This is a genomic window from Pseudomonas sp. RC3H12 (genome assembly GCF_018596375.1).
Taxonomy (GTDB): Bacteria; Pseudomonadota; Gammaproteobacteria; order Pseudomonadales; family Pseudomonadaceae; genus Aquipseudomonas.
The window spans coordinates 1,817,663-1,843,136 of the sequence record NZ_CP075595.1 but is presented as its reverse complement, the minus strand read 5'-3'; the positions used below and the strand labels follow the sequence as shown (position 1 = coordinate 1,843,136).

Sequence of the window (25,474 nt, the reverse complement as noted above, 5' to 3'; positions counted from 1 at the left end):
ATCGAATGCAATGGAGGCAATCATGTCTGAATCGCTGCTCGCACCGTCGGAAGGTCTTTTCCCGGTGTCCTACCTCATTGGTACCAACGCGCCAGGTGCCCCGCGCCTGCAAGTCGACCTGCTGGTCTACACGCCAGACCGCAGCGTCAACGGCCACGCGCTGATCACCCAGACCACCAACCCACCGCTGGAGCTGGCGCTGGATGTCTGGGGCACCTACAGCTACCTCACCGTGCAGCCGCCAAGCGAAGGCAAGATCCTGCTGACGGTACGTGGCAACCATGGCGGACCACACGCCAACTCGCCGGAGCAGTTCGAACTGCGTGCGCTGCTCGACCAGGACTGGCAGAAAGGTACGGCCAGCTACCGCTACAACAACGGCCAGCGCTGGATCGAAGTGGACAACGTACCTGTCGTGCTGGAGCTCAAGCGCATCCAGACGCTGGCGAACGTCGACCTGACCACCGAACTGCACAACGCCACCCTGGAGGCAGTGATCGCCACCGGTGATGTCGCGCAACTCAAGCATCTGGCCAGCGGTGCCGTGGGCAAAGCCCTGGACCAAGCTCTTGCCTCGACCAAAAGCCCGGCCGCCAAGGCCGCCAAGAAAGCCTGAGCAGACAAGGAGAATCAGCATGTCCTTCGGACTTTTTCATACCCGCCTGAACGTCAGCAACGGGCTGCTCGGCGCACCGATCCTGACCCTCGACCTGCTGGTGAATACCGTGCAGAAGAAGGTCACCGGCAGGGCTTCCATCATCCAGACCACGCATCCGGTTCAGGTGTTCCACGCCAAGGTGTGGGGCGGCTACAGCGAGCTGCCGTTCGCGCCCGCGGGTAGCCCGTCGATCGTCCTGCATCTGGATGGCAGCCCTAGCGGCCCGCTCAGCCAGATTGCCCAGACCTTCCACCTGCAGGGTCTGCTCGACCAGGGCTGGAATGTCGGCACTGCCAGCTACCGCTACTTCATCAACAGCCATTGGGTCGACCAGCATGGCCGCGTGCGCAAGGCGCCGGACATCACCCACCAGGATCAACCGCGACCAGCGGAGCGCCTGAAGGCCGCGATCAGGCACCTGGAAAGCGTCTGACCTGAGCGGTCCGCGGGGCAAGTCCTCCCCACGCTTTCACGTGGGAGCGGGCTTGCCCCGCGTTCATTGGTCAGGCCATGAAGCTGTAGGCGATCGCCGACAGCGTGATCAAGCCGATCAGCACCACGAACACATTCGACAGCTTGCCCGAGTACTGGCGCAACGCCGGCACCTTCTGTACCGCGTACATCGGCATCAGGAACAGCAGGCAGGCGATCACCGGCCCACCAAGGCTCTCGATCAGCCCGAGGATGCTTGGGTTGAGGGTGGCCACCGCCCAGCAGGTCACCAGCATGAACAACGCGGTGGCGCGCTCCAGGCGCTTGGCCGGCCATGTCTTGCCGCGCCCGCGCAGGCTCTTGACGATCATGCCCTGGAAGCCTTCGCTGGCTCCGATGTAGTGGCCGAGGAAGGACTTGGTGATAGCCACCAGCGCGATCAGTGGCGCGACGAAGGCGATCACCGGGGTCTGGAAGTGGTTGGCCAGGTACGACAGGATCGAGATGTTCTGCGCCTTGGCCGCGGCCAGGTCCGCCGGGCTCAGGGCCAGCACGCAGCTGAAGCAGAAGAACATCACCGTCAGCACCATCATCACATGGGCCGTGGCCAGGGTCCGGCCACTCTTGCGGTCGGCATCATTGCCATATCGGTGCTTCTGGTCGACGGCGAAGGCCGAGATGATCGGCGAATGGTTGAACGAGAACACCATCACCGGAATCGCCAGCCATAGAGTCAGCAGCAGCTTCGAGGCGCTGATGCCCTCGTTGGCCTGGGCGAAGAAGGCGCCGTTCCAGTTGGGGATCAGGCTCAGCGCCAGCAGCAGCAACGAGGCGACGAAGGGATACACCAGCACGCTCATGGCCTTGACGATGATCTGCTGGCCGCAGCGCACCACGATCATCAAGCCGCAGATCAGCAGCAACGCCAACAGTGCTCGGGGCGGCGCACCGATGTGCAGTTGGTGCTCGAAGAAGCTGGTCAGGGTATTGGTCAATGCCACGCTGTAGACCAGCAGGATCGGGAAGATGGCGAAGAAGTACAGCAAGGTGATGAGCTTGCCGGCGCCCACGCCGAAATGCTCCTCCACCACTTCGGTGATGTCCTCGTTGCCGCCTTTGCGCCCGGACAGCACGAAGCGTGTCAGGGCGCGGTGGGCGAAGAAGGTCATGGGGAAGGCCAGCAATGCCAGGATCAGCAACGGCCAGAAGCCCCCGACCCCGGCGTTGATCGGCAGGAACAGGGTGCCGGCGCCGATCGCCGTGCCATACAGGCCCAGGGCCCAGGTGGTGTCGTGGCGGTTCCAGGTGGTCGAGCCACTGGCCGCAGCCGGGGCAGCCGAATCCGCACGAACGCTCGTGGTGCTTTGTACATCAGTCATGGGTATCGCCTTGTAGTTGTTTTTGTCGCAGGTACAGCGGGTGTTGCAGATTCAATCAGGTTTGCGGGGCACTTCGCGGGAGCCTGTTTCTCAGCACTCGACGAACGCGACGGCCAGGCCGCCGCGGGAGGTTTCCTTGTAGTTGGCGTGCATGTCCGCGCCGGTATCGCGCATGGTGCGGATCACCCGGTCGAGGGAGATGAAATGCTCGCCGTCGCCACGCAAGGCCATCTGCACGGCGTTGATGGCCTTCACCGCGGCAATCGCATTGCGCTCGATGCATGGGATCTGCACCAGGCCACCCACGGGGTCGCAGGTCAGCCCGAGGTTGTGCTCCAGCGCGATCTCGGCGGCGTTTTCCAGCTGCGGCGGGGTCGCGCCAAGCACCTCGGCGAGCCCTGCGGCAGCCATCGAGCAGGCCGAGCCCACTTCACCCTGGCAACCGACTTCGGCGCCGGAAATCGAAGCGTTCTTCTTGCACAGAATGCCCACTGCGGCCGCCGCCAGGAGAAACGCCACCACATCGTCGTCACAGGCGCCGGGATTGAACTTCATGTAGTAGTGCAGCACCGCCGGGATGATGCCGGCGGCGCCGTTGGTGGGCGCGGTGACCATGCGCCCGCCGGCGGCGTTCTCTTCGTTCACCGCCAGGGCGAACAGGTTGACCCACTCCATGGCGCTGAGGGTCGAGCCGATCACGTTCGGCTTGCCGACCTCCTGCAAGCTGCGGTGCAGGCGCGCCGCCCGGCGCTTGACCTTGAGCCCACCCGGCAGGATGCCTTCGTTGCGCAGGCCGTTGTCGACGCATTCGCCCATCGCCGCCCAGATCTTCAACAGGCCTTCGCGGACCTCGCTTTCCGGACGCCAGGCGCACTCGTTGGCCAGCATCAGCTGGCTGACGCTGAGATTGTGGGCCTTGCACAGGGCCAGCAGTTCGGCACCGCTGGAAAATTCGTAAGGCAGCTCGACCAGGCCTTCGTCGCTCGAAGGCGCATCGATTTCAGCTTGTTCGACGATGAAGCCTCCGCCCACCGAATAGTAGGTCTGGCTGAACTGGCTGCCCTGCCCGTCGAAGCTTGCCAGGGTCATTGCATTAGGATGGTAGGCCAGGCTCTCGTCCAACAGGCGCATGTCGCGGCTGTACTGGAAGTCGATCGGATGACTGCCGTCGAGCATCAGGCAGTGCTCCTGCATCAGCTGGTCGATACGCGGCTCGATGCTGTGCGGGTCGATCCGGTCCGGCCACTGGCCCATCAGCCCCAACAGGCAGGCACGGTCGGTGGCGTGCCCGACCCCCGTGGCCGACAGCGAGCCATAAAGGCGTACCTCGACCCGGCGAACCTCGGCCAGCAAGCCGCGCTCGCGCAGAGCCTGGGCAAAGGTCGCCGCGGCGCGCATGGGGCCGACGGTGTGGGAGCTGGATGGGCCGATGCCAATCTTGAAAAGGTCGAAAACACTGATAGCCATGCTAATGCCTGACCGTGACGGCGATCTGCGACACGCCACGGCTCTCCGGAAAATTTGAGCGGTATTGCCAAGTTGCGCGATACTGCCGCGCTCAGGCCAGCTTGACCAACGAAACTTCCTACACAAGCCTTTAGCAGGACTAAACAATGAAAGGCCCACTCAATGGCCAGGTGTTCGTCTGGCTGCACGTGTTCTCCTGTGCGGCGCGACATCTGTCGTTCACCCGCTGCGCCGAAGAGCTGCACATCACTCCCGGAGCGGTCAGCCAGCAGATGCGCCAGCTCGAGGAGCGCCTGGGCTTTCGCCTGTTCCTGCGCCGTGCTCGCGGCGTCGAGTTGTCCGCCGAAGGCCAGCGCCTGGCGCAGACCGTGGCCGAAGCCTACGGCAGCATCGAGGCCGAGCTGCTGCGCCTGGACGCCGGCGAGATCCGCGGTACCTTGCGCCTGCGCTCGATCCCCTCGTTCCTGGCCAAGTGGCTGACCCCGCGCCTGCCGCGTTTCCAGCAACGCTATCCGGACATTGAGCTGCGCCTGGTGGCCGAGGACAGTAACCAGGCGCTGCACCCGGAAGACTTCGACCTGGCCATCGATCTCAACGATGGCAGCTATCCGGGCATGCTCTCCACGCCTCTGCTCGACGAGCAGATCTTCCCGGTGTGCTCGCCTGCCCTGCTGCGCGGCCGCCCGCCCCTGCACGGCCCGGCCGGCCTGGCCCACTACCCGCTGCTGCATGACATCACCGCCTGGCGCGGCAGCTCGGAATACGCCGAGTGGGAGTTCTACCTCGACGGCATCGGTGCCGGCGGGCTGGACGTACGCCGCGGACATACCTTCAACCGCAACCACCTGACCATCGAGGCCGCCATCGCCGGGGTCGGCGTGGCCATCGCCCGGCGCACCCTGCTCAACGACGAACTGGAACGCGGCGCGCTGATCGTGCCGTTCGGGGTGCCGATTGCCAACCACAAGCGTTATGTGCTGCTGTATCCACCGGGCGGATTGAGCCAACCTGGGGCGCGGGCGGTACATGACTGGTTGGTGGAGGAGGCGCAGAGCTTTCGCACGCTGCATCCACTCCAGCTTTCAGTCGAATAACAGCTCGCGGCGGACCCCCTCCATCCGCACTATCGGCGACTCGGACTTTTCCGGAGTTTCGAGCAGCAGCGGCCCTACTAATGGAGAGAAGACAGCATCGTCTTCAACCCAACGCTTGTAATAGAAGCTGCCCAGACCATAGGCCGTTACCGCCAGAGCGATGCCAGCGCTAAAATCTGCCAACCCTCGCCCCACATCGACAGTAACATGGGGCATTTGCAGTAATTCCCCGGCGATCATCCCCCACTTGGCGGCACGCTTGATCATTTTTGCTGGACCTTTGCCGGTCAGGGCATCCTTGCCAGTCGATGCGATCAGGAAAACCATCTTGGCGGCTTTCTTGAGACTGACCTCACCACTTGGGTCCAGGCGGTTGACCGGATCACCCAAGCAATAGGCATAAGTATTGATCCCCCCCTTGCCAAAAGGGCTCTGCTGATCCGGACTGGTGAAGCGCATGAGGTTCGGATCGTAGGCTCGCCGACCATTCCCCAGCAAGTAGAAGTCTGTACTGCGGTCCCATAGTTGCCCGGTGAACGCCAACAACGGCCCATCGATCCACTGGCTGGCCCCAAACGGAGTAAACGCCCTGGTTTGCTCGACGCCAGACGTCGAGTTGTTCGAATCACACTTCACCAGTTCGTTGGTCATCTCTTGACTTCCCGGATAATCGAGCCAAGTCGATAGCGGGCTCCTCGGAGGCGAGCCGAATTTTCTAGAGGCTAGCTACATCTCGATGCACATGCACCTAACAGTTTTAACAGTGACAAATTTTATTGAATATCATTTGCATTGAGGTTTTTCCCTTCTGATTCGGAATCCTAGTGAATGCCTTCACTCACTTGCGAATCGAAAGGACTCCAGCATGTCGCAACAACGTGTCAGCCCGGCGCAGCAGTCGGCTGTGCCTCACTTCGACTTCAATCGCACTTTCGCCGCTGTGCATATGACCTTGCTGCTCGGCTTGGGCGGTACCGCCATGGGCGTAACTGCGGCGCAGACTGAGGAAGTGGAAAAGCCCCACCACGGCCAGCCCACCGGCAGCCTGGAACTGTCCGAAACCATGGTCGAAGGCAGCCGCGACGCCCCCAGTGCGTTGCCGCCGGTCTACGCCGGTGGCCAGGTGGCCTCGGGTGGCCGGGTCGGGCTGCTGGGCAACAAGGACTTCATGGAGACGCCGTTCAGCACCATCAGCTACACCGAGAAATACATCGAGGACACCCAGGCCCAGACCATCACCGACGTGATCGCCGCGACCGACCCGTCGGTGTTCAGCAATGGCCTCAAGGGCACCTACAGCGAGAACTACTCGATCCGCGGCTTCAACTCCAACATCAGCGACGTGAGCATCGGCGGCCTGTACGGCATGGCGCCCTACTACCGGATCTCGCCGGAGATGTTCGAGCGCATCGAGGTGCTCAAGGGCCCGTCCGCCCTGCTCAACGGCATGCCGCCTGGCGGTTCGGTGGCCGGCAGCATCAACCTGGTGCCCAAGCGCGCGGGCGCCGAACCGCTGACACGGATCACCGGCACCTACATGTCGGACGCACAGTTCGGCGGGCACCTGGACGTCGGCCGTCGCTTCGGCGAGGAGCAACAGTTCGGCGTGCGCTTCAACAGCGTCTACCGCGACGGCGACACCGCCACCGACCACCAGCGCATGAAGGCCGAGCTCAATGCCCTGGGCCTGGACTGGCGTGGCGAGCGCGCGCGCCTGTCGGCCGACCTGTACGAAAGCGAGGACCGGGTCAGGGGCCAGAACCGCGGCATCGGCCTGGCCGCAGGCGTGCCGGTGCCCAGGCCGCCGAAGTCCGAGACCTTGCTCAACCCGGACTGGGGTTTCGTACAGACCCGCGACAAGGGCGTGATCGTGCGCGGCGAATATGACCTCAACGACAACCTCATGGCCTATGCCTCAGCCGGCACCAGCAAGACCGACTACAAGTACAGCGGCACCATGCTCGCAGAAGTGCTCAACACCGCTGGCGACTTCGAGACGCGCATGGGCCAGTTGAAGATCGACCTGGAGAAGACCTCGGGCGAAGCCGGCCTGCGTGGCCATTTCGACACCTTCGGCGTCGGCCACCAGTGGTCGCTCAATGCCACGCACTACTCGGACAAGCAGCGCGACTATGGCCGGCGCAACGTTCCGGGTGCCGAGTGGATCACCAACATCTACCACCCGGTCTGGGGCCCGGAGGCCGCCAGGAGCTACCCCGCCATCGCCCACACCGAGTCACGCCTGAGCAGCTACGGCCTGGCCGACACCCTGTCGTTCTTCGACGAGCGTGTGCAGCTCACCCTGGGCGTGCGCCGCCAGCAGGTGCTGACCGACAGCTTCAACGTCGACACCGGCGCGCAAACCAGTCGCTACAACGAAAGCGCCACCACCCCGGCCGCAGCGGTGCTGATCAAGGTCACCGACGAAGTGTCGCTGTACGCCAACTACATCGAAGGCCTGAGCAAAGGCGCCGTCGCCCCGCTTACCGCGCCCAACGCCGGCCAGGTGTTCGCCCCGTACAAGTCCAAGCAGAAGGAGGTCGGTATCAAGCTCGACCTCGGCGACTTCGCCCACACCCTCAGCCTGTACCAGATAGAGCGCCCCAGCAGCTTCACCAACCCGGTAACCAAAGTGTTCTCCTTCGGTGGCGAGCAACGTAACCGCGGGCTCGAGTGGAGCTTCTTCGGCACACCGGTGGCCGATGTGCGCCTGATGGGCGGCGTGGCCCGTCTCGATCCCAAGGTGACCAAGGCCGAGAACCCCGCCGAGCAAGGCAAGACCGCCACCGGTCAGCCAAAACTGCAGGGCAAGCTGGGCGTGGAATGGGATACCCCGGTGCTCGAAGGCCTGACCCTGACCGCCAACGCCACGGCCGTCTCGAAGCAGTACATCAGCGACGACAACAGCCAGTCGATTCCCGGCTACACCCTCTACGACGTCGGTGCCCGCTACCGGCTGCAGGTGGCCGACCACCCGGTGACCTTGCGCGGCACGGTAGAGAACGTGACAAACAAGGCCTACTGGGGCATGCCGCTGCTCACCAGCCTGGGGCTGGGCGCGCCACGCACCGTGCAGCTGTCCGCCAGCATCGACTTCTGACGTCAGTCAGCCTTGCCTAGCGGCATCGGTTGCCCCGCCAGGACACTGGCGGGGGTGACTACCTGGCCCAGGTCGATATGACGGAAATCCGGCTTGGCCCCCAGCCGCGCATTGAAACGCACGTTGAAGGTGAACGGGTCGTCGGTCGGCATGTCCAGCGACTGCCCGTAGAGCGCGCTGACCGCCTTGTCGTCGTAGCCCATCAGCTTGAGCATTGTGGGGAACACGTTGTAGTGGCTGGAGGCGTTACGGTTCACCGCCAGGTTGCCTTCCCAATCCAGTGTCCTGAGGCCCTGCCCCTGGATCACTACCAGCGGCACCAGGCCCTCCTCGGGCACCGGGTCGCTGTCGCAATGAGTGTTCAGCCCCGGGTTACCGCGTTCATGCAGGTCCTGGCCATGGTCGGAGGTGTACAGCACCACGGCCTGGCTGAGGTCGGCCTCGGCGAATAGCCGGCGGAAGAACTCACCGACGCTCCACAGCACGGTGTTCTGGTAGGCATTGCGGTACAGCACCCAGTCCTGCGGGCGGCCATCGAAACCGTCGCGGGTGCCAGTGTCGGCAATATCGACGTAGTGGCCCCGGGGCAACGCGGGCTGGTATTTGAGGAAGTCGTCTGGATATTTGTCGTGCACCGGGAAGTGGGCGCCGACCTTGTTCACCACGATCAGGTGCGGCTTGCCATCCTTGAGCAGCGCCACCAGCCGCTCCAGCGCCGCCATGTCGCGCTGCACCACGGGGGTGTCGTCGAACTGGATGAACTGGTCGATATCGCGCTTCTCGGTTTCGGTCATCAGGTTCTGCAGGTTGCCGCCGGTGCGCTGGCCGTCGATGTAGACCGTCTCCAGGCCCGCACGCTTGGCGTACTGCCAGATCGACGGCTGGGTCGAGTTGATGCGCAGGTAGTCGGCGCGGGTGCCGCCATAGCGCAGGGTGACATTGGTGTCGGCGCTGCAGTTGGCAATGGACGCGGCGTAACCGAAATTGACGATTTGCACGCCGGGTTGGGCCTGGGCCAGATGGCTGGTGACCCCGGCCGGGGTGTTCAGGTCCAGGTAGTTGCCCGAGATGCTCTCGTCGATCAGCAGCACGATGTCCCGCGCCATCGCCGGGCCTGATTGGGCAAGGGTCACGGGCTGACGTGGCCCGACATGGTCGTGCAAGGTCTCGTAGGTGAACAGGCTCAGGTAGGCCAGCGGCGTGTACATCACCGGCAGCCCGCGGGCGCCCTCGCCGGCCCGCACAAACAGGATGGCGACCAGCGCCAGCAACCCCAGCAGCGGTGCCAACGGTGGCAACAGGCGCGGCAACTTCGGCGTCGGCCCAGGATGCAGGCCGATGCCCAGCAGCAACAGCAGCGCCCGTGCCGCAGCGAGGGTTATGGCGTAATGATATTGCTGCAGCGCCTCCTGGACGAAACCGCCGGCGTAGACCATGGACACGAAGGCGCTATAGGTCAGGTACGAATCGGTGATGCGGTTATAAGCGTCGAGAAAGATCGCGCTGACCGTGAACATCAGGGCCAGCGCCCAGCGCAGCCCCCCCGCACGCGTGAACGCCGTCAGCACAAGCGCCACTGCCAATACCGCAAACATACCCAGGTAAAGGACCAGCGGCACGCCAATACCCAAGGCTTCTATGCGCTCACGGTAATAGCCATGAAAACTGGCCAGGTAAACCAGCAGCAGCAAAAGCTTGACCCATCCGCGCATGTTTCGGCCACTCCGGTCATGGAATTCTTCTCAAACCGTAGCACCTGTGAAACAAACCACAACGCAAAAAAGTCAAATTTCCGACGACATACCGACACCGGAATCTGGCACAGGCCGCAAGCTATTGTTGATTATCTCTATCGTCCGCAGCCCGCTTATTTCGCTGCATTGCACCGTTCATCGGCTCGCCGAACGGCCAATTGCCACTAGCTATGTTCGCTAACACACGGATTGGAAACGGGTTGGTGGCAGAAGGCCCGTTGCGTTGGACTCTGTAAATGCGACGAAACATGCCATTGCTTTGACGCAATTCCACCGGGCTGAGCTATACCCAATTCACATCACTGTTTCATCTCCCTTACTCATCCATTCGAGGCACCGCGCATGGACGTGAGCGTTTTTGGCACCGGTTATGTCGGACTGGTACAGGCAGCAGCACTGGCGGACGTAGGTCACCGGGTACTGTGCGTGGATGTCGATACCCACAAGATCAACCAGTTACGCCAGGGTGTGCCGCCGATCAGCGAGCCGGGCCTGTCGGACTTGCTCGAGGACAACATCAAGGAAGGTCGCCTGCTGTTCAGCACCCAGGCCAGCGACGCCGTCAGCCATGCCGAGCTGATCTTCATCGCCGTGGGCACCCCGCCCGACGAGGACGGTTCGGCCGACCTGACCCATGTGCTCAACGTCACCCGGCAGATCGCCGGGCTGATGGAGACCGACCATACCCTGATCATCAAGTCCACCGTGCCGGTGGGCACCGCCGACCAGGTCATGGCCCTGGCCCGCGACGAGTTGCAGCGCCTGGGCAAGGGTCAGTTGCAAGTACGCGTGGTGTCCAACCCCGAGTTTCTCAAGGAAGGCAGTGCCCTGGCGGACTGCATGCGCCCCGACCGCATCATCGTCGGCACCCTCGACGAGGTCGCCCATGACCAGCTGGCCGAACTGTACGCGCCGTTCTGCCGCAACCACGAAAAACTGATGTTCATGGACAACCGCAGCGCCGAACTGACCAAGTACGCCGCCAACGCCATGCTCGCCACCCGCATCAGCTTCATGAACGAGCTGGCCAACCTCAGCGAACACCTGGGCGCCGATATCGAGGCGGTACGCCGCGGCATCGGTTCCGACCCGCGCATCGGCTACCACTTCATCTACCCCGGCTGCGGCTTTGGCGGTTCGTGCTTCCCCAAGGACATCAAGGCCCTGCTGCACACCGCCGCGCACAGCGGCATGCCGCTGCGCCTGCTGCAGAGTGTCAGCGAGGTCAACGACCAGCAGCGGCGCATCCTCTTCGCCAAGCTCAAGCAGCGCCTCGACGGCCTGGCGGGCAAGTCCATCGCCCTGTGGGGGCTTGCCTTCAAACCCAACACCGACGACATGCGCGAAGCGCCCAGCCGCTACCTGATGGAAGCGCTGTGGGCCGAAGGCGCCACGGTGCGCGCCTATGACCCCGAAGCCATGGACGAATGCCGGCGCCTGTACGGCTACCGCGACGACCTGCAACTGTGCGCCACCCGCGACGACACCTTGCAGGACGCCGACGCCCTGGTGATCTGCACCGAGTGGAAAAACTTCCGAGTAGTGGACTTCTCGATGCTGGCCAGCAAGCTGCGCGCGCGGGTGATCGTCGATGGCCGCAACCTGTACAACCCTGAACAGGTGGCGGCCCACGGCCTGCACTACAGCGGCATCGGCCTGCGCCAGGTCAGCCCGCAGGCGGATGCGCCATGAAAGTGCTGGTCACCGGCGCGGCCGGTTTCATCGGCGCCCATACCTGCCGCCAGCTGTTGCTCGAGGGGCATCAGGTGGTGGGGCTGGACAACTTCAACGACTACTACGAGCCGTCGCTCAAGCATGCCCGCGTGCACTGGGTACGCCAGACAGCGGGCGATTTCCCGCTGCACTGCCTGGACCTGGGCGACCGCGACGGCATGGCCCGGCTGTTCGCCAGCGAACGTCCGGACGTGGTCGTGCACCTGGCCGCCCAGGCCGGTGTGCGCTACTCGCTGCAGAACCCGCAGGCTTACCTGGACAGCAACCTGGCCGGTTTCCTCAACGTGCTCGAAGGCTGCCGCCGGCATCCGGTCCAGCACCTGCTGTACGCCTCGTCCAGTTCGGTGTACGGCGCCAATCAGCAAACGCCGTATCGGGTCGAAGACGCCGTAGACCACCCGCTGTCGCTGTATGCCGCCACCAAGAAGGCCAACGAGGCCATGGCCCACAGCTACAGCCACCTGTACGGCATTCCCTGCAGCGGCCTGCGCTTCTTTACCGTGTATGGCCCCTGGGGCCGCCCGGACATGTCGCCGATGCAGTTCGCCCGGGCGATCAGCGAAGGCAGGCCGATCCAGCTGTTCAACCATGGCCGCCACCAGCGCGATTTCACCTATATCGACGACATCGTCGAGAGCCTGGTGCGGCTGATCCCCCTGCCCCCGGTCGCCGACCCGCAGTGGAATGCGCTAACCCCGGATCCGGCCAGCAGCCACGCGCCGTGGCGGCTGTACAACATCGGCGGGCAGCGTCCGGTGGAGCTGCTCGACTACCTGGCGCTGCTGGAGAAACACCTGCAGCGCAACGCGGTGATCGAACTGCTGCCGCTGCAACCAGGCGATGTCCTGGCCACCTGCGCCGATGCCAGCGCCCTGGCCAGGGTCACCGGATTCACCCCACAGATAGGCCTCGATGAGGGGCTCAGGCGCTTCGTCGCCTGGTTCAAGAGCTACTACTCGCCCGCCGCCAGCGAAGCGGCGCCCACGGGTGAGCAGCCAGATCAACGGAGGGCGGTATGACAGGACAACCCAAGAGCGCACAACTGCAGGCGCTGTACCAGGACAAACGCATGGACCCGGCGCACCGGCAGCGCATTGATGCCGCCATCCACATGCAGGGCCGCGGCTGGATCACCGGCCGCGTCGGTGGTCGCCCCTGGACCCTTTCGCGCACCAACCGCGTGCTGTCCTGCCTGGCCGCGCTGACCTTGCTGCTGCTGCTGTCGCCGCTGTTCCTGGTGCTGGCGCTGCTGATCAAGCAGTCCAGTCCAGGCCCGGTGTTCTTCGTGCAGAAGCGCACCGGCTACCGCGGCCGCGCCTTCGGCATGTTCAAGTTCCGCACGATGGTGGCGAACGCCGAGGCGTTGAAGGATTCGGTGCGCCACCTGAACAAGCACGGCGCCGATGCCATCGACTTCAAGATCGACAAGGATCCGCGCATCACCTCGGTCGGCGGCTGGTTGCGCAGAAGCAGCCTGGACGAGCTGCCCAACCTGATCAACGTGGTCACCGGCGATATGCGCCTGGTCGGCCCGCGCCCCACTTCATTCAACGCCTACCGCTACCGCGACAACCACCTGGCGCGGCTGTCGATCTACCCGGGCATGACCGGCCTGTGGCAGATCTCCGGGCGCAGCAACATCGACTTCGACCAACGGGTGGAGCTGGACCTGAGTTACATCAACGAACAGAGCCTGATGCTGGACCTGAAGATCCTGCTCAAGACCCCGTTCAAAGTCTTCACTGGCCACGGAGCAAGCTGAGATGGACGGTTCATCCTCAAGAAGCCTGACGATCGCTACCCCAAGCGAGACCAACCTGACCGCCACCGTGCTCGACCTCGACCAGCGCACCCTGCTGCTGACCGCGGCCAACACCGGCAGCGGCACCAGCACCAGCGCCCTGGCCTTCGCCAGCCAGCTGGCCCTCATGAGTGCGGGCAACGTGCTGCTGATCGATGCCAGCCTCAGCCCCGGCGGCCTCAGCCAACAGCTTGGCCTGGCCAAGCTGCGCGGCTACAGCGACCTGCTGTTCAACCAGGACACCCCGCCGCTGGCCCAGGACTGCATCGTGCGCCTGTCCGACCAGCCGTTCGACGTGCTCCCGGTGGGCACCTGGAAGCGCGGCCGCGACCGCCTCGACCACGAGCAATTGCGCGTACTGCTGAACCAGCTGAGCAACCAGTACCGTTTCGTGGTGATCGACGGCGAAGCCATCTACGCCAGCGCCGACAGCCTGGTGATCGGTACCTTGGTCGACGGCGTGATCCTGGTCGTGTGCGCCGAGGAGACCCGCTGGGAGGTGGCCCAGGCCGCCAGCCAGCGCCTGACCCAGGCCGGCGCGCGATTGATCGGCAGCGTGTTCAACAAGCGCAAGTACTACATGCCCAAGTGGCTGTACGAAAATCTCTGAGAGGCCGCACAGGATGAACGCCATGAGATATCCCTCGATTGCCCTGTGCGTACTGGCCCTGGCCGGCTGCGCCAGCCAGGAAAACCGCGAGATGCCGGTGCAGATCCTCACCGCGCCTCCCGCCGAAAGCCAGGCCACCGAAGTCGCCCGCCGCGAACAGGTGCTACGCCCGCAGGACGTGCTGGAAGTGATTTTCCATGTCAGCAACCGCTCGGCCGGGGCCTACCGGATCCAGTCCGGCGACACCCTGGACCTGAACTTCATGGCCGCCAGCGGCCTGAACGGCAACCAGCTGGTGCAGCCCGACGGCACCATCACCCTGCCCAGCACCAACGCCGCGGTGCGCGTCGAGGGCATGACCCCCGGCGAAGCCGAGAGCGCCATCCGCCAGGCCTACCAGGACAAGCGGGTGTTCAAGCCCAACCGTGACCAGGTCACCGTACGGGTGGTGAGCCCGATGACCGACGAGGTCAACCTGAAGAACGCCCTCAGCCACCCCGGCACCGGCATGAGCCGCGACATCACCGTGGGCAACGACGGCCGCGCCACCTTCCCGGAAATCGGCTCGGTACCGCTGCAAGGCATGACCGTCAACCAGCTGCGCGACTACCTCAACGAGCGCTACGCCACGTTGCCAGGGCGCATGAGCGTGGATGTGCTGCTCAAGTCCACCGCCGCCAACGAGATCTACGTGCTCGGCGAAGTCGGCCAGCCCGGCGCCTTCCAGATCCGCCGCCCGATCTCCGTGCTCGAGGCGCTGACCCTGGCCCGCGGCCCCACCCTCAAGGCCAAGCTCGGTTCGGTGGTGATCATGCGTCGCGAGGGCAACACCGTGCATGCGGTCAACTACGACGTCGACCAGGCACTCTCCGGCGGCAGCCAGAAACTCGCCTACCTGCAGCCCGAAGACATGCTCTACGTGCCCAAGACCAAGCTGGCCAGCGCCGCCGAGCTATCCCGGCAACTGGCCGACGTGGTGCTGTTCCAGGGCTTCGGCTTCAGCTTCAGCTACCGCGTCGACAATAAAGAAAGCGACGACTGACCGGGGGACGGACCATGACCACGCAACCGAAAGAAAACTACGTACATGAGTTCTTCCGCATCTTCTTCGCCAACCGCCAGTTGGTGAAACGGGTGTTCCTGGTGTTCGCGGTGATCGCCGTGCTGTTGCCGCTGGTACTCAAGCAGAGCTACGACATCACCGCCGAAGTCATCGTGCAGTCCAAGAAGCTCTCGCAGAGCGACACCACCTCGGCGCTCAGCCAGCAGGCCGACCAGTTCATCCCGCCGTCGCTGGCCGACATGGAGACCGAGAGCAACATCCTGCGCTCGCCAACCCTGATCCGCCAGACCATCGGCGAGCTGCGCAAGGAAGGCCACTATCCGGACGAGCCCGGCCTGCTGCGGCGCACCGTGCTCGACCCGCTGCGTCACACGGTGATCGAGCCCCTGCACCGGCTGTTCGGCAACACCGTGGCGGACGATCGCGACACCCAGCTCGACACCCTCACCGACCAGGCGGTCAAGGACCTCAAGGTCGAGACCCTGCCCGGCTCCAACGTGATTTCCATCACCTACAGCGCCAATGACGCGAAGCTGGGCACGCTGTTCGTCAGCCGCCTGCTGGAGAACTTCCTGGCCAACCGCCAGGATCTGCAGTCCAATGAACTGCCGGAAGCCTTCTACGAGCAGAAGAAGCTGCACTACCAGGCCCGCCTGGGCGACCTGGAAAGCCAGCGCCTGGGCCTGCTCACCGCCATCGGCTCGTCGGATCCGAAGGAGGAGATCACCTTCCGCCTCAACGCCATCAACACCGAAGAGCAGGCGCTCAACCTGCAACGTGACCGCCAGTTGCAGAACCAGAAGTGGCTGGACTACCTGCAGAGCAGCCTGGCCGCGGCCAACAAGGCGAAGATGGCCGACTACGCCTTCCCCTACACCTTCACCACCACGGTCGACAACGTCGCCTTCGAAGACCGCGAGATCAAGCAGCTCGGCGAGCAGCTGACCACCCAGCTGGCCCGCTACAACGGTGACGCCACGGTGTTCCAGCCAGGCTCCGACCAGATGGTCATGGCCCGCCAGCAGATCGCCCAGTTGCGCGCGCAGTTCCTCAAGATCGTCGAGAACCGCATCCGTGAACGCCAGCAGGACCTGGCCGTGACCCAGCAGGTGATCGAGCAGAAGACCCAGCGCATCGCCGACTACAGCAAGCGCATCCTCCAGTTGCGCGAGACCCAGAGCAAGACCCGCCAGCTGGACACCGAGATCGATGCCCTGCACAAGGCCTTCTCCACCTACGCCCAGCGCTACGAGGAAAGCCGTGGCCAGGGCCTGCTCGATGGCAGCCAGTCCAACGCGCGCATCCTCAGCGCCCCCTACGAGCCCACCGCGGCGAGCTTCCCGAAACCCGGCCTGATCATTCCATTCGGCCTGGTCACCGGCCTGCTGCTGGCGATTGCCGTGGTCTACGTCAGGGAGTTCTTCGACCACCGCTTCAAGCATCCGGCGCAGATCAGCCACGAGCTGGGCCTGCCGGTACTGCTGGTGATCAACGACCAGTCCCCGGCGCTGCCCAACCCGCACAAGAGCTGGTCGCTGCCACGCCTGTGGCACTGGGTGCGCAATTGAACGCCGCGCTGCACGCCGGCCGGCCGATCCTGCACCTGCTGAGCAGCGGCGGGTTCTACGGCGCCGAGCGCATGCTCCTGGACCACTGCCAGGCCACCCCCGGCCAGCATCGGGTGCTGTTCCTCGATGCCCCGGCGGACCTGGTGGCGCGCTTTCGCGAGGCGGGTGTCGAGTGCGATACCTGCCACGGCCTGGGAGCGGTGCTCAAGGTGCTCGGCGCGCAGCGCGGCGAACGTCCACTGGTCAACAGTCATAACTTCAAGGGCCAGCTGTTCGGCTGGATCGGCGCCACGCTGTGGCGCCTGCCGATGGTCAGCACCCAGCATGGCTTTACCCCGCGCAGCCGCAAACAGCGTTTCTACACCTGGCTGAGCCTGCAGTTGTGCCGCACGCCGACAGTGGACACGGTGGTGTGCGTGGCCGAGAGCATTGCCCGTATCCATCGCGATGCCGGGGTGCCAGCGGCCAAGCTGCAGGTGATTCCAAATGGGCTGCCCGAGATTTGTGAAACGCAGGCAAAGGATGGCCTGGGAGCGGCACAGCCAGGCGGCGCCCCCTGGCTAGCCGCCTACGTTGGCCGGCTGTCCAGCGAAAAAGGCCCCGACCTGTTCCTCGACACGTTGATCCCGGTGTGTCAACGCCAACCGCGGGTCCACGCCGTGATGCTTGGCGAAGGCCCTGAACGCGATGCCTTGCAACAGCGCATCGACGCTGCCGGTCTGGGCGAGCGCATCACCCTGCCGGGCTTCCAGCGCGACATGCGCGGCTGGATGAAACGCCTGGATGCCCTGGTCATCAGCTCGCGCACCGAAGGCACGCCGATGATCCTGCTGGAAGCCATGCAGGATGGCGTGCCGGTGGTGGCCTTCGGTGTTGGCGGCATCCCCGACGTCATCGAGCACGGCCACAACGGCCTGCTCGCCCGTCCCTTGGCCACGACCGAACTGGGCGAGCATCTCGAAGCGCTGCTGCAAGACCCCGAGCAGGCCGACGAACTGGTTGCCCGGGCTCGCCAGACTCAACGTCAACGCTACCACCTGCCAACCCTGGCACAACGCTGGGCCCAGGTGTATCGAGGCACGGCCGAGGAGGTTGTCGCATGATCATTCCCCTGTCGCTGGTGGCCCTGGTGGCCTTGCTGAGCCTGGGTCTCTTGGCCAGCCCCTACCCGTTCCTGGCGCCCGGCGGCGTGATCGGCCTGGCCGGCGTGCTGGTGCTGTACCGCAAACCGGCCTGGGGCCTGCTGGCGATCGCCACCCTGGTGCCGCTGGAGGGGCTGCTCAAGGACGGCCTGGTGTCCGGCGCCAAGCTGGTGGGCATCGGCCTGGTGCTGATCCTCAGCCTGCAACTGGCAGTGCGCCAACTTCCCGGCGAGCGCCTGCGCAGCAATCAATGGCGCCTGCTGCTGCCGTTCATGGCCCTTTACCTGCTGAGCCTGTGGGCCAGCGACGACGTGGCCCTGTCGGGCGGGCACCTGCGTGAGCTGCTGGTGGGCCTGGTGGTGTTCGTCATTACCTTGCTGGTCGGTCGCGACCTCAACCTGCCGCTGCTGGCGCGGCTGGTCACCGTCAGCGTGTGCGTAACCTGCCTGTTCGCAATCTTCTCCAGCAAATACCAGGAGCAGGGCCGCGCCTCGGCCATGCTCGACCCCAACGCCTTCGCCCTGCTGATCACCATCGCCATGCCCTTGGGGCTGTGGCTGGCGATCAAGGCGCGGCAGATCCCGGTCAAGCTGTTCTGGGCCGGTTGCTGCCTGTTGCTGCTGGTGGGCATGACCAAGACCGAATCGCGCTCGGGGCTGGTGGTATTGCTGATCAGCCTGGGCATCGTGCTGCACAACTACCGCGAACAGCTGACGCGCATCCGCCCGCGCCACCTGGGCTTCGCCATGCTTGGCCTGGCCATTGTCCTACCCTTGGGCGTGGCCTTGATGCCCGCCGGCTACGCCGAGCGCATCCAGTCGCTGATGCTGCTCAAGTCCGGGGTCAACGCCCACCAGGACGAATCGCTGGGCCGGCGCGCCTCCTACCTGGTGGTGGGCAAGGAGATGATCAGCCACAGCCCGCTGCTCGGCACCGGGCCCGGCACCTTCCCGCTGCATTACGCCGACACGGGCTTCTCCAAGGCCTTCGCCCCGGTCAACAGCAAGACCACCGACCTCTACCGCCGAGCTCACAACACCTACCTGGAGCTGTTCAGCGAGGTCGGCCTGCCGGCGGGCCTGCTGTTCGTCGGCATGATTGCCCTGGCCCTGCGCAACTTCTGGCAGGCCCGCGCCGCCTTCCGCGCGGCCGGCGACCCGGACCGCGCCGACCTGATGACCCACCTGACCATGAGCATGCTCGCCATCGGCCTGTTCCTGATGTTCCTCAGCGCCCCGAGCCACAAGTACCTGTGGCTGATGCTGGCGCTGTCCAGCGTGCTGCTTGGCCAGGCGCGTGAACAGCAGCCCGTGGAGGTGGCCCGATGAGCCGGGTGAGTATCATCATCCCGATGTTCAACGAAGCCCGCCATATCGGCCGCACCCTCGATGCCGCCCGGCGCTCGGCCAGCGCAGCCGGGCTGGCCTGCGAACTGATCGTGGTGGACAACGGCTCCAGTGACGACGGCCCGGCGATCGCCCGCGCCCACGGTGCCCAGGTGCTGAGCCTGCCGGGCGTGGCCATCGGCGCCCTGCGCAATGCCGGCGTGAACGCCAGTCAAGGCGACTGGCTGGCCTTCCTCGATGCCGACATCGAGGTCCCGGAACACTGGCTGGACCTGCTGCTGGACCTGCAACGCCGAGGCGAAGGCGATGTCTTCGCCCTAGACTGCGACACCCCGCGCCATGCGCCCTGGTTCGCCCAGGCCTGGCAACGGCGAACCCTGCGCACCGGGCAGACAGTGCAGGACTGCACCTGGCTGCCCACCCCCAACTTGTTGATGCGGCGCCACTGGTTCGAGCAGGTCGGCGGTTTCGATGAGCGCCTGCGCACCGGCGAGGACAAGGACTTCACCCTGCGCCTGCATGAAGCCGGCGCACGCCTTCGCGTGCTGCGCCAGCCCGCGGTACTGCACTGGGGCTACGAGGCCAACTGGCGCGAGTGGCTGGGCAAGGAGATGTGGCGCCAGGGCAGCCACCTGCAATTGCTGCGCAGCCATGGCGTGAGCCTGCGCCTGCTGCGTTTTCCGATGCTCTCGGTGGGCGCCTGGGTGCTGGATGCCGTTGCCCTGTCGGCGCTGCTCGACGGCTTCCCTCATGTCGCGCTGTTCTTCCTGCTGGTCAGCGCCCTGCCCGCACTGTTCCTCAGCCTGCGCCAGAGCCGCAGACACCGCGACCCGCTGCTCACGCTGCAACTCTGGGGCCTGCACTGGCTGCGCCTGCACCTGGCCGGCGCGGCCTTCATCCTCAGCCTGTTCAACCGCACCGCAAGGAGGCCCGCCCGTGGCTGAGTTCATTTTCTGGCTATGCCTGCTGCTGCCGTTGTACGCCTGGGTCGGCTACCCGCTGCTGCTGACCCTGGCTGCGCCGTTCTTCGCCCGTCGCACCGCCATGCCGTTGCCCGCGCAACGGGTCAGTGTGGTGATCGCCGCGCACAACGAAGAGCGGCATATCGAAGCCAAGCTTGCCAGCGTGCTCGGCCAGGACTACGCAGCCGCGGAGCTGCAGGTGGTGGTGGCCAGCGACGGCTCCAGCGACCGCACCGTGGCCTTGGCCCGTGGCCTGGGCGACCTCCGGGTGCAGGTGCTGGACCTGCCACGCCTGGGCAAGGCCGGTGCGTTGAACAGTGCCGTGCAGGTGTGCACGGGCGACCTGCTGGTGTTCACCGACGCCGATAACCAGTGGTCGGCCGACACCCTCGGCCTGCTGCTCGCCCCCTTCGCCGACGCGCAGGTCGGCGGCACTGCAGGGCATATGATCATTCCCGACCCGGGCAAGGGCCTGAGCATCGGCGACAGCCTGTACCGCCACTACGAAGCCTGGGTGCGCAAGGTAGAGAACCGCACCGGCTGCATGGTCTCGGCCGACGGCGCCCTGCTGGCCCTGCGCCGGGGGCTGTACCAGCCAATCCCGAAACAGGTCAACGACGACTTCTTCATCAGCACCTGCGCACCGGCCGCAGGCCTGCGCATCGTCTATGTGCCCGAGGCGGTGGTGCTCGATCAGGGCGTCGACGAGGCCGACAAGCAGTTCCGCCGCCGCCAGCGCGTCACCGTCGGTGGCCTGCTGAGCCTGGCCGCCCGCCGCGAGCTGCTTAATCCTGCGCGCCACGGCCTGTACGCCATCGCCCTGATCAGCCACAAGCTGATCCGCCGCCTGGCCCCGGTACTGCTGCTGCCGCTGTTGCTGGCCAACCTGTGGCTGGCCGCCGAGCCCGGTTTCTACCGCCTGACCCTGGCCCTGCAACTGCTCGGCTACGCCGCCGCCATCGCCGGCCTGCTCGACGCCCGCCGGCGCTTGCCCCGCCCGTTCCGCCTGGCCGCCTTCGTGCTGGTCACACTCGCCGGCATGAGCGTGGGCCTATGGCAGTTCCTGCGCGGGCACAGCTACAGCCAATGGAACCCCGACCAGAATCGATGAGCGACGGACATGCCGATCAAGACCCACATCAAGCAGGCCAGCGGCTGGTTCTATTTCAACTCGCCACGCGGACGCGCCGAGCTGCGTGGCGCCGGGGTGATCCTCATGCTGCACCGGGTGCTGGCCGATGACGCCAGCGCCGCGCTGCCCCACCGCAACGAGCTGTGCGTCGGCCCGCGGGCCTTCGAGGGCTTGCTGCGCTGGCTGCCCCGGCATTTCGATTGCGTCAGCCTCATGGACCTGCTGCAGAGCCACGAGGAACCCCGCGCCGACTGCCGCCCCAAGGTAGCCCTGACCTTCGACGACGGCTGGCGCGACAACGCCGTCAACGCCTTCCCGCTGCTGCAGCGTCACCAGGTGCCGGCGAGCATCTTCCTGTCCACCGACTACATCGGCAGCCGCCAGCGCTTCTGGTGGGAAAGCGTCGGCGAGACACTGTGGGGCAGCCATGGCGAAGAGGCCCGGCGGCAACTGATCGAACGCCTGCGCAAACTCGGCCGACCGTTGCCGGCGGCCTACTTCATGCACGACCACAGCAAGGCCCGCAGCCTGGTGCTGGCGCGCTACCTGCAGACCCTCAAGAGCCTGAGCCCCCAGGCCCTGCACGTGTTGACCGACGCCTGCCCGACAGAGTCGCTGCCCCAGGCCATGGACTGGCAGCAGGTGCGCGCCCTGGAGGACTCAGGCCTGGTGCGTTTCGGCCCGCATGGCGCCAGCCATGCCCTGCTGCCCTACCTGGACGACCATCGCCTCAACGAAGAACTGACCCGCAGCCATGCGGCACTCAACCAAGGCTGCCGCGCACCGCTGCCGGTGTACTGCTACCCCAACGGCGACCACGACGAGCGCGTGCGTGCCCAGGTCGCCGCGCATCGCTACCCCTACGCCCTGAGCACCCGCCCGGGCATCTGCCAGGGGCATGACGATCCGCTGGCCCTGCCGCGCATCGGCGTCAGCCAGCGCAATGCCAGCCGGCCCTCGCTGCTGGCCTGGCGCATCAGTCGTGGAGAACGCTGATGAACCGCAACAGCTACCTGCGCCACCTGGCGCTGAGCATGGGCACCAAGCTTGCGATGATCGCCCTGCGCCTGCTGCGCAACGTGCTGCTGGCGCGCATCCTCGGGCCGAGCGAGCGCGGCCTGTTCGCCCTGCTCAGTACCCTGCCCGACCTGATCAGCGCCGCCACCAGCGGCGGCCTGAACAGCGCGGTCGGCTACCAGGCGGCCAAGCAGCGCGACATGGGCCTGCTGCTGACCCAGGTGCTGGTCTACGGTTGCCTGCTGGCCGGCGTGCTGACCCTGGCCTGCGTATTCCTGGTGCGCGAGTTCGGTGCCGACCTGGAAGTCACCGTGCAACTGGGCCTGCTGGCCTGGCTGTTGCTGCTGGCGGTACCGATGACCGTGCTCAAGAGCGGCCTGCTGACCCTGCACAACGCCAGCGGCGGCGTCGGCGCCTTCAACGCCCTGCGCCTGACCGAGTCGCTGGCGCCGCTGCTGCTGTTCCTCGGGCTGTTCTGGATGTGGCGAGACGAGGCGCTGGAAGCGGCGCTGATCAGCTGGCTGTGCGGCATCGCCCTGGTCCTGGCGCTGGGTCTGTGGTGGCTGCGCCGCCAGTACCCGCTGGCGCTGCGCTGGGACCGCAGTGGCCAGCGTGAGTTGCTCAGCTACAGCGCCAAGAGCCACCCCGACCTGTTGTTCCAGCAGTTGATCCTGCGCTCGGACTACCTGTTCATCGGCGCGCTGCTCGGCAGCACCGCCCTGGGCCACTACGCCATGGCCAGCGCCGCCGCCGAACTGCTGCTGATCGTCCCCGAGGCGGTGACCACACCGCTGATGAAGCGCCTGCTGCAGCAGGATGCCGGCATGGAGCGCATCACTCCCCTGGCCCTGCGCCTGACCGCCACGGTGATGCTCGGCGCCTGCCTGGGCATGGCGCTGATCGGCCACTGGCTGATCGTCACCTTGTTCGGCGCCGATTACACCCCGGCCTACCCGGCCCTGCTGGCGTTGCTGCCGGGCCTGCTGGGACTGTGCTATGCCAGCATCCTGCGCCTGGACCTGCTAGGCAAGAACCGTCCCGGCACGGTGTCGTTGATGATGGGCGCTGGTGCCGCGCTGAACCTGGTGCTCAACATCTTCCTCATTCCGGCCTGGGGTATCGTCGGCGCGGCCGCGGCTTCGTCCATCGCCTACCTGGCGGTCACCGTGGCGATGCTGGTGCTGTACTGCCGCCTCAGCGGCGTGCCGCTGGGCCAGACCCTGATCATCCTGCCCGCCGACCTGGCGCCGCTGCGCCAGATGCTGCAGCGGAGGGCGGCATGAAGGCCGCCTTGCTGTGTGGCGCGCTCTTGGCGCAGGGCGTGTTCGCCGCGCCGGTGCAGTGGGCGGATATCCGCGACGGCAGCCTGTACCTGCTCCCCGACCGCGCCGACGAACTGCGTATCCAGTGGAAGCCCGCCTGGCAGGCCGATGCCAACGCCGAGCGTCTGTACCTGCTGGACGGCCAGGGCCGCCTGGCCGGCAATCGGCGGATCGAAGCCGCGCAGGTGCGCGGCGAGCAACGCTGGCCGTTGGCGGCGGGCGGCGGCGCTTATCGCCTGGAGGTGCCCGGCTACAGCTTCCGTGACTATCGCATCCAGCACGACAACAGCACCCGCGCGCTGTTCGCCCCGGCAAAGGTGCACTTCAGCGCTGAAGTCGGGCCAGGCGTTACCCTGTATTTCCGGGTCAAGGCCGGCGAGCAGGCGGTATTGGCCGGCAAGCACCACGGCGGCGTGCATGGCCTGTTCGCCGAACGCCTGAGCGATGGCCGGCGCATTCAGCTACCACTCAAGCCCTACCGTGCCTACTGGCGCTTCGATCAACAGGCGCTGCCCGCCAGCGGCCGTGACGAGATCTGGCGACTGGGCCTGCAGGGCAGCGGCAAGGCGGCGTTCTGGCTCGACGGCAGCGCCAACCTGTTCGCCCAGCGCGCCGCCGACCTGGGCGAGCTGCCACAACTGCCGGGCCAGGTAACCCTTGCCTTGGGTGACAAGGTCCTCGGCCCCACCCCACGGCTGGGCGTCGCCCTGCCCTACGTGCTGCCACCAGCCTCGAGCTTCGCCGCGCTGGATGCCCTGCGCCCCCAGGCCGCCGGCTTCTACAGCTTCGTCGACGTACTGCAACGCCAGCCGGACTTCGAAAACGCCTGGCGCAAGCTCTACCAGCAGCGCTTCGGCATTCTCCAGGACATCACCCTGCTGGCCGGCAGCGCCCGGGTCGCCGACCTGCGCAGCGACCGTACCAGCACGGACGGGCTGGACGCCTGGCTCGAGGCGACCAAGGCCCTGGGCGGCAAGGGCACTCACTACCTGGCCTTCGCCGACGAGCCGAATCTCAACTACCGCGACTACGCCAGCTACCGCGATTTCTTCCAGGCCATGGCCAAACGCGTGCGCGAGTATCCCGGTGCCCACGAGGCCGGCGTGCGCATCGCCATGCCGGCCTCCTCGCGCCTGCTCGGCGGGCCTTTTACCGACGACGGCAAGCAGCGCCGCGGCATCGACTGGGCGCGGCGCCTGCTGGCCGAGCAAGGCCCGCAGATCGACGCCCTGGCCTGGCACGAATGGATGGTCCGCGACCTGCTCGCCACCCGCAGCTACCGCGACAGCGTGCGCCAGGCTGCCGCGCTGGTGGGCCTGGATGGCCAAGGCCGGCCGCGCAAGGCGCTGCTGCTGGACCAGACCAACCTGTCCAGCGGCTCGAGCCTGAGCCCCTACGAGCAGAACACCCACTACGCCGGCTTGTGGTGGGCCTCGGTGGTGATCAACGCCGCCAGTGACGGCCTGCTCGACATGCTCAACTGGTTCCATGTCGCCGACGAGCCCGAATGGCCCAAGGGCATGCTGCGCGATGCCGGCGGCCAGCGCTACGAACTCAAGCCGGTAGGCCTGGCCCAGCAGTTCATCCAGCGCCACTGGCTGGACCAGGTGCTGGCCCTGGACAACGACGCCTTCGAGGTCGACGCCCTGGCCATGGCCCGCCAGCACCAGCGCAGCCTGCTGGGGGTGAACAAGGCCGAGCGCCTGCAGCAGGTGGCGCTGACCCTCGGCGGCTGCCCCAGCGGCCAGCTCGAACTGTTCGGCCCCGACAACCAGAGCCGCCGCGCCAGCTTCAGCTGCACCGATGGGCAGATCCATTTTCAACTGCCAGGGCAGACCGTATTCGCCCTGACCTGGAGCGCGTCATGAGACGCACCTCGATCAGCCATGCCCA

General features: G+C 65.7%; 21 protein-coding genes. 17 read left to right on the top strand and 4 right to left on the bottom strand.

Annotated features, from left to right (window positions below):
- Positions 1-22 precede the first annotated feature (22 nt).
- Positions 23-616, top strand: a complete 594-nt coding sequence (locus KHO27_RS08425) for a DUF1842 domain-containing protein (protein ID WP_214501603.1) — start codon at positions 23-25, stop codon at positions 614-616.
- A gap of 19 nt (positions 617-635) precedes the next feature.
- On the top strand, positions 636-1,091 hold the full coding sequence (locus tag KHO27_RS08420) for a DUF1842 domain-containing protein (RefSeq protein WP_214501602.1): 456 nt from the start codon (positions 636-638) through the stop codon (positions 1,089-1,091).
- Between the two features lie 70 nt (positions 1,092-1,161).
- On the opposite strand, the gene KHO27_RS08415 is transcribed toward KHO27_RS08420, so the two are convergent.
- Both KHO27_RS08415 and KHO27_RS08410 read right to left on the bottom strand, forming a co-directional pair.
- Entirely contained in the window at positions 1,162-2,469 is a 1,308-nt protein-coding gene (locus KHO27_RS08415) for a serine/threonine transporter (RefSeq protein ID WP_110699309.1), read from the bottom strand.
- A gap of 90 nt (positions 2,470-2,559) precedes the next feature.
- Entirely contained in the window at positions 2,560-3,936 is a 1,377-nt protein-coding gene (locus KHO27_RS08410; protein ID WP_111532365.1) for an L-serine ammonia-lyase, read from the bottom strand.
- Positions 3,937-4,082: 146 nt separating this feature from the next.
- On the opposite strand from KHO27_RS08410, the gene KHO27_RS08405 reads away from it, so the two are divergent.
- Positions 4,083-5,030 carry a LysR substrate-binding domain-containing protein gene (locus tag KHO27_RS08405; protein WP_110699313.1) on the top strand — a complete coding sequence of 316 codons (948 nt, stop codon included), beginning with the start codon at positions 4,083-4,085 and terminating at the stop codon, positions 5,028-5,030.
- On the opposite strand, the gene KHO27_RS08400 is transcribed toward KHO27_RS08405, so the two are convergent.
- Entirely contained in the window at positions 5,019-5,681 is a 663-nt protein-coding gene (locus KHO27_RS08400) for an RHS repeat-associated core domain-containing protein (protein ID WP_214501601.1), read from the bottom strand. The genes KHO27_RS08405 and KHO27_RS08400 overlap by 12 nt on opposite strands.
- 214 nt (positions 5,682-5,895) lie before the next feature.
- On the opposite strand from KHO27_RS08400, the gene KHO27_RS08395 reads away from it, so the two are divergent.
- Positions 5,896-8,130 carry a TonB-dependent receptor gene (locus KHO27_RS08395; RefSeq protein ID WP_250888429.1) on the top strand — a complete coding sequence of 745 codons (2,235 nt, stop codon included), beginning with the start codon at positions 5,896-5,898 and terminating at the stop codon, positions 8,128-8,130.
- A 2-nt stretch (positions 8,131-8,132) separates the two neighbouring features.
- Here KHO27_RS08395 and KHO27_RS08390 read toward each other — a convergent pair whose 3' ends face one another.
- Complete coding sequence (locus tag KHO27_RS08390; protein WP_214501600.1) at positions 8,133-9,842, bottom strand: sulfatase-like hydrolase/transferase; 1,710 nt, start codon at positions 9,840-9,842, stop codon at positions 8,133-8,135.
- A gap of 384 nt (positions 9,843-10,226) precedes the next feature.
- On the opposite strand from KHO27_RS08390, the gene KHO27_RS08385 reads away from it, so the two are divergent.
- The 13 genes from KHO27_RS08385 to KHO27_RS08325 are packed head-to-tail and all read left to right on the top strand — an operon-like array spanning position 10,227 to position 25,449.
- Positions 10,227-11,576 carry a UDP-glucose dehydrogenase family protein gene (locus tag KHO27_RS08385; RefSeq protein ID WP_214501599.1) on the top strand — a complete coding sequence of 450 codons (1,350 nt, stop codon included), beginning with the start codon at positions 10,227-10,229 and terminating at the stop codon, positions 11,574-11,576.
- Entirely contained in the window at positions 11,573-12,637 is a 1,065-nt protein-coding gene (locus KHO27_RS08380) for an NAD-dependent epimerase (protein ID WP_110699324.1), read from the top strand. Before KHO27_RS08385 ends, KHO27_RS08380 begins: the two co-directional genes overlap by 4 nt.
- Positions 12,634-13,380 carry a sugar transferase gene (locus tag KHO27_RS08375; protein WP_214501598.1) on the top strand — a complete coding sequence of 249 codons (747 nt, stop codon included), beginning with the start codon at positions 12,634-12,636 and terminating at the stop codon, positions 13,378-13,380. Before KHO27_RS08380 ends, KHO27_RS08375 begins: the two co-directional genes overlap by 4 nt.
- A 1-nt stretch (position 13,381) precedes the next feature.
- Positions 13,382-14,029 (top strand): CpsD/CapB family tyrosine-protein kinase, encoded by a 648-nt coding sequence (locus KHO27_RS08370; protein WP_102682284.1) that lies wholly within the window; start codon positions 13,382-13,384, stop codon positions 14,027-14,029.
- A gap of 22 nt (positions 14,030-14,051) precedes the next feature.
- Positions 14,052-15,071, top strand: a complete 1,020-nt coding sequence (locus KHO27_RS08365) for a polysaccharide biosynthesis/export family protein (RefSeq protein WP_102682285.1) — start codon at positions 14,052-14,054, stop codon at positions 15,069-15,071.
- Between the two features lie 14 nt (positions 15,072-15,085).
- The gene (locus tag KHO27_RS08360; RefSeq protein WP_110699326.1) at positions 15,086-16,660 is read left to right on the top strand and encodes a GumC family protein; all 1,575 of its coding nucleotides are present in this window, start codon (positions 15,086-15,088) and stop codon (positions 16,658-16,660) included.
- Positions 16,657-17,763, top strand: a complete 1,107-nt coding sequence (locus KHO27_RS08355; protein WP_250888428.1) for a glycosyltransferase family 4 protein — start codon at positions 16,657-16,659, stop codon at positions 17,761-17,763. Before KHO27_RS08360 ends, KHO27_RS08355 begins: the two co-directional genes overlap by 4 nt.
- The gene (locus KHO27_RS08350) at positions 17,760-19,130 is read left to right on the top strand and encodes an O-antigen ligase family protein (RefSeq protein WP_110699328.1); all 1,371 of its coding nucleotides are present in this window, start codon (positions 17,760-17,762) and stop codon (positions 19,128-19,130) included. The genes KHO27_RS08355 and KHO27_RS08350 overlap by 4 nt, the downstream gene beginning before the upstream one ends.
- On the top strand, positions 19,127-20,092 hold the full coding sequence (locus KHO27_RS08345; protein ID WP_110699330.1) for a glycosyltransferase family 2 protein: 966 nt from the start codon (positions 19,127-19,129) through the stop codon (positions 20,090-20,092). The genes KHO27_RS08350 and KHO27_RS08345 overlap by 4 nt, the downstream gene beginning before the upstream one ends.
- Complete coding sequence (locus tag KHO27_RS08340; protein ID WP_214501597.1) at positions 20,085-21,221, top strand: glycosyltransferase; 1,137 nt, start codon at positions 20,085-20,087, stop codon at positions 21,219-21,221. The genes KHO27_RS08345 and KHO27_RS08340 overlap by 8 nt, the downstream gene beginning before the upstream one ends.
- Positions 21,222-21,230: 9 nt before the next feature.
- The gene (locus KHO27_RS08335; protein WP_111532370.1) at positions 21,231-22,238 is read left to right on the top strand and encodes a polysaccharide deacetylase family protein; all 1,008 of its coding nucleotides are present in this window, start codon (positions 21,231-21,233) and stop codon (positions 22,236-22,238) included.
- Positions 22,238-23,542: an oligosaccharide flippase family protein gene (locus tag KHO27_RS08330; protein WP_214501596.1), complete on the top strand. Its 1,305-nt coding sequence runs from the start codon at positions 22,238-22,240 to the stop codon at positions 23,540-23,542. Before KHO27_RS08335 ends, KHO27_RS08330 begins: the two co-directional genes overlap by 1 nt.
- Positions 23,539-25,449: a hypothetical protein gene (locus KHO27_RS08325; protein WP_214501595.1), complete on the top strand. Its 1,911-nt coding sequence runs from the start codon at positions 23,539-23,541 to the stop codon at positions 25,447-25,449. Before KHO27_RS08330 ends, KHO27_RS08325 begins: the two co-directional genes overlap by 4 nt.
- Positions 25,450-25,474: the final 25 nt, after the last annotated feature.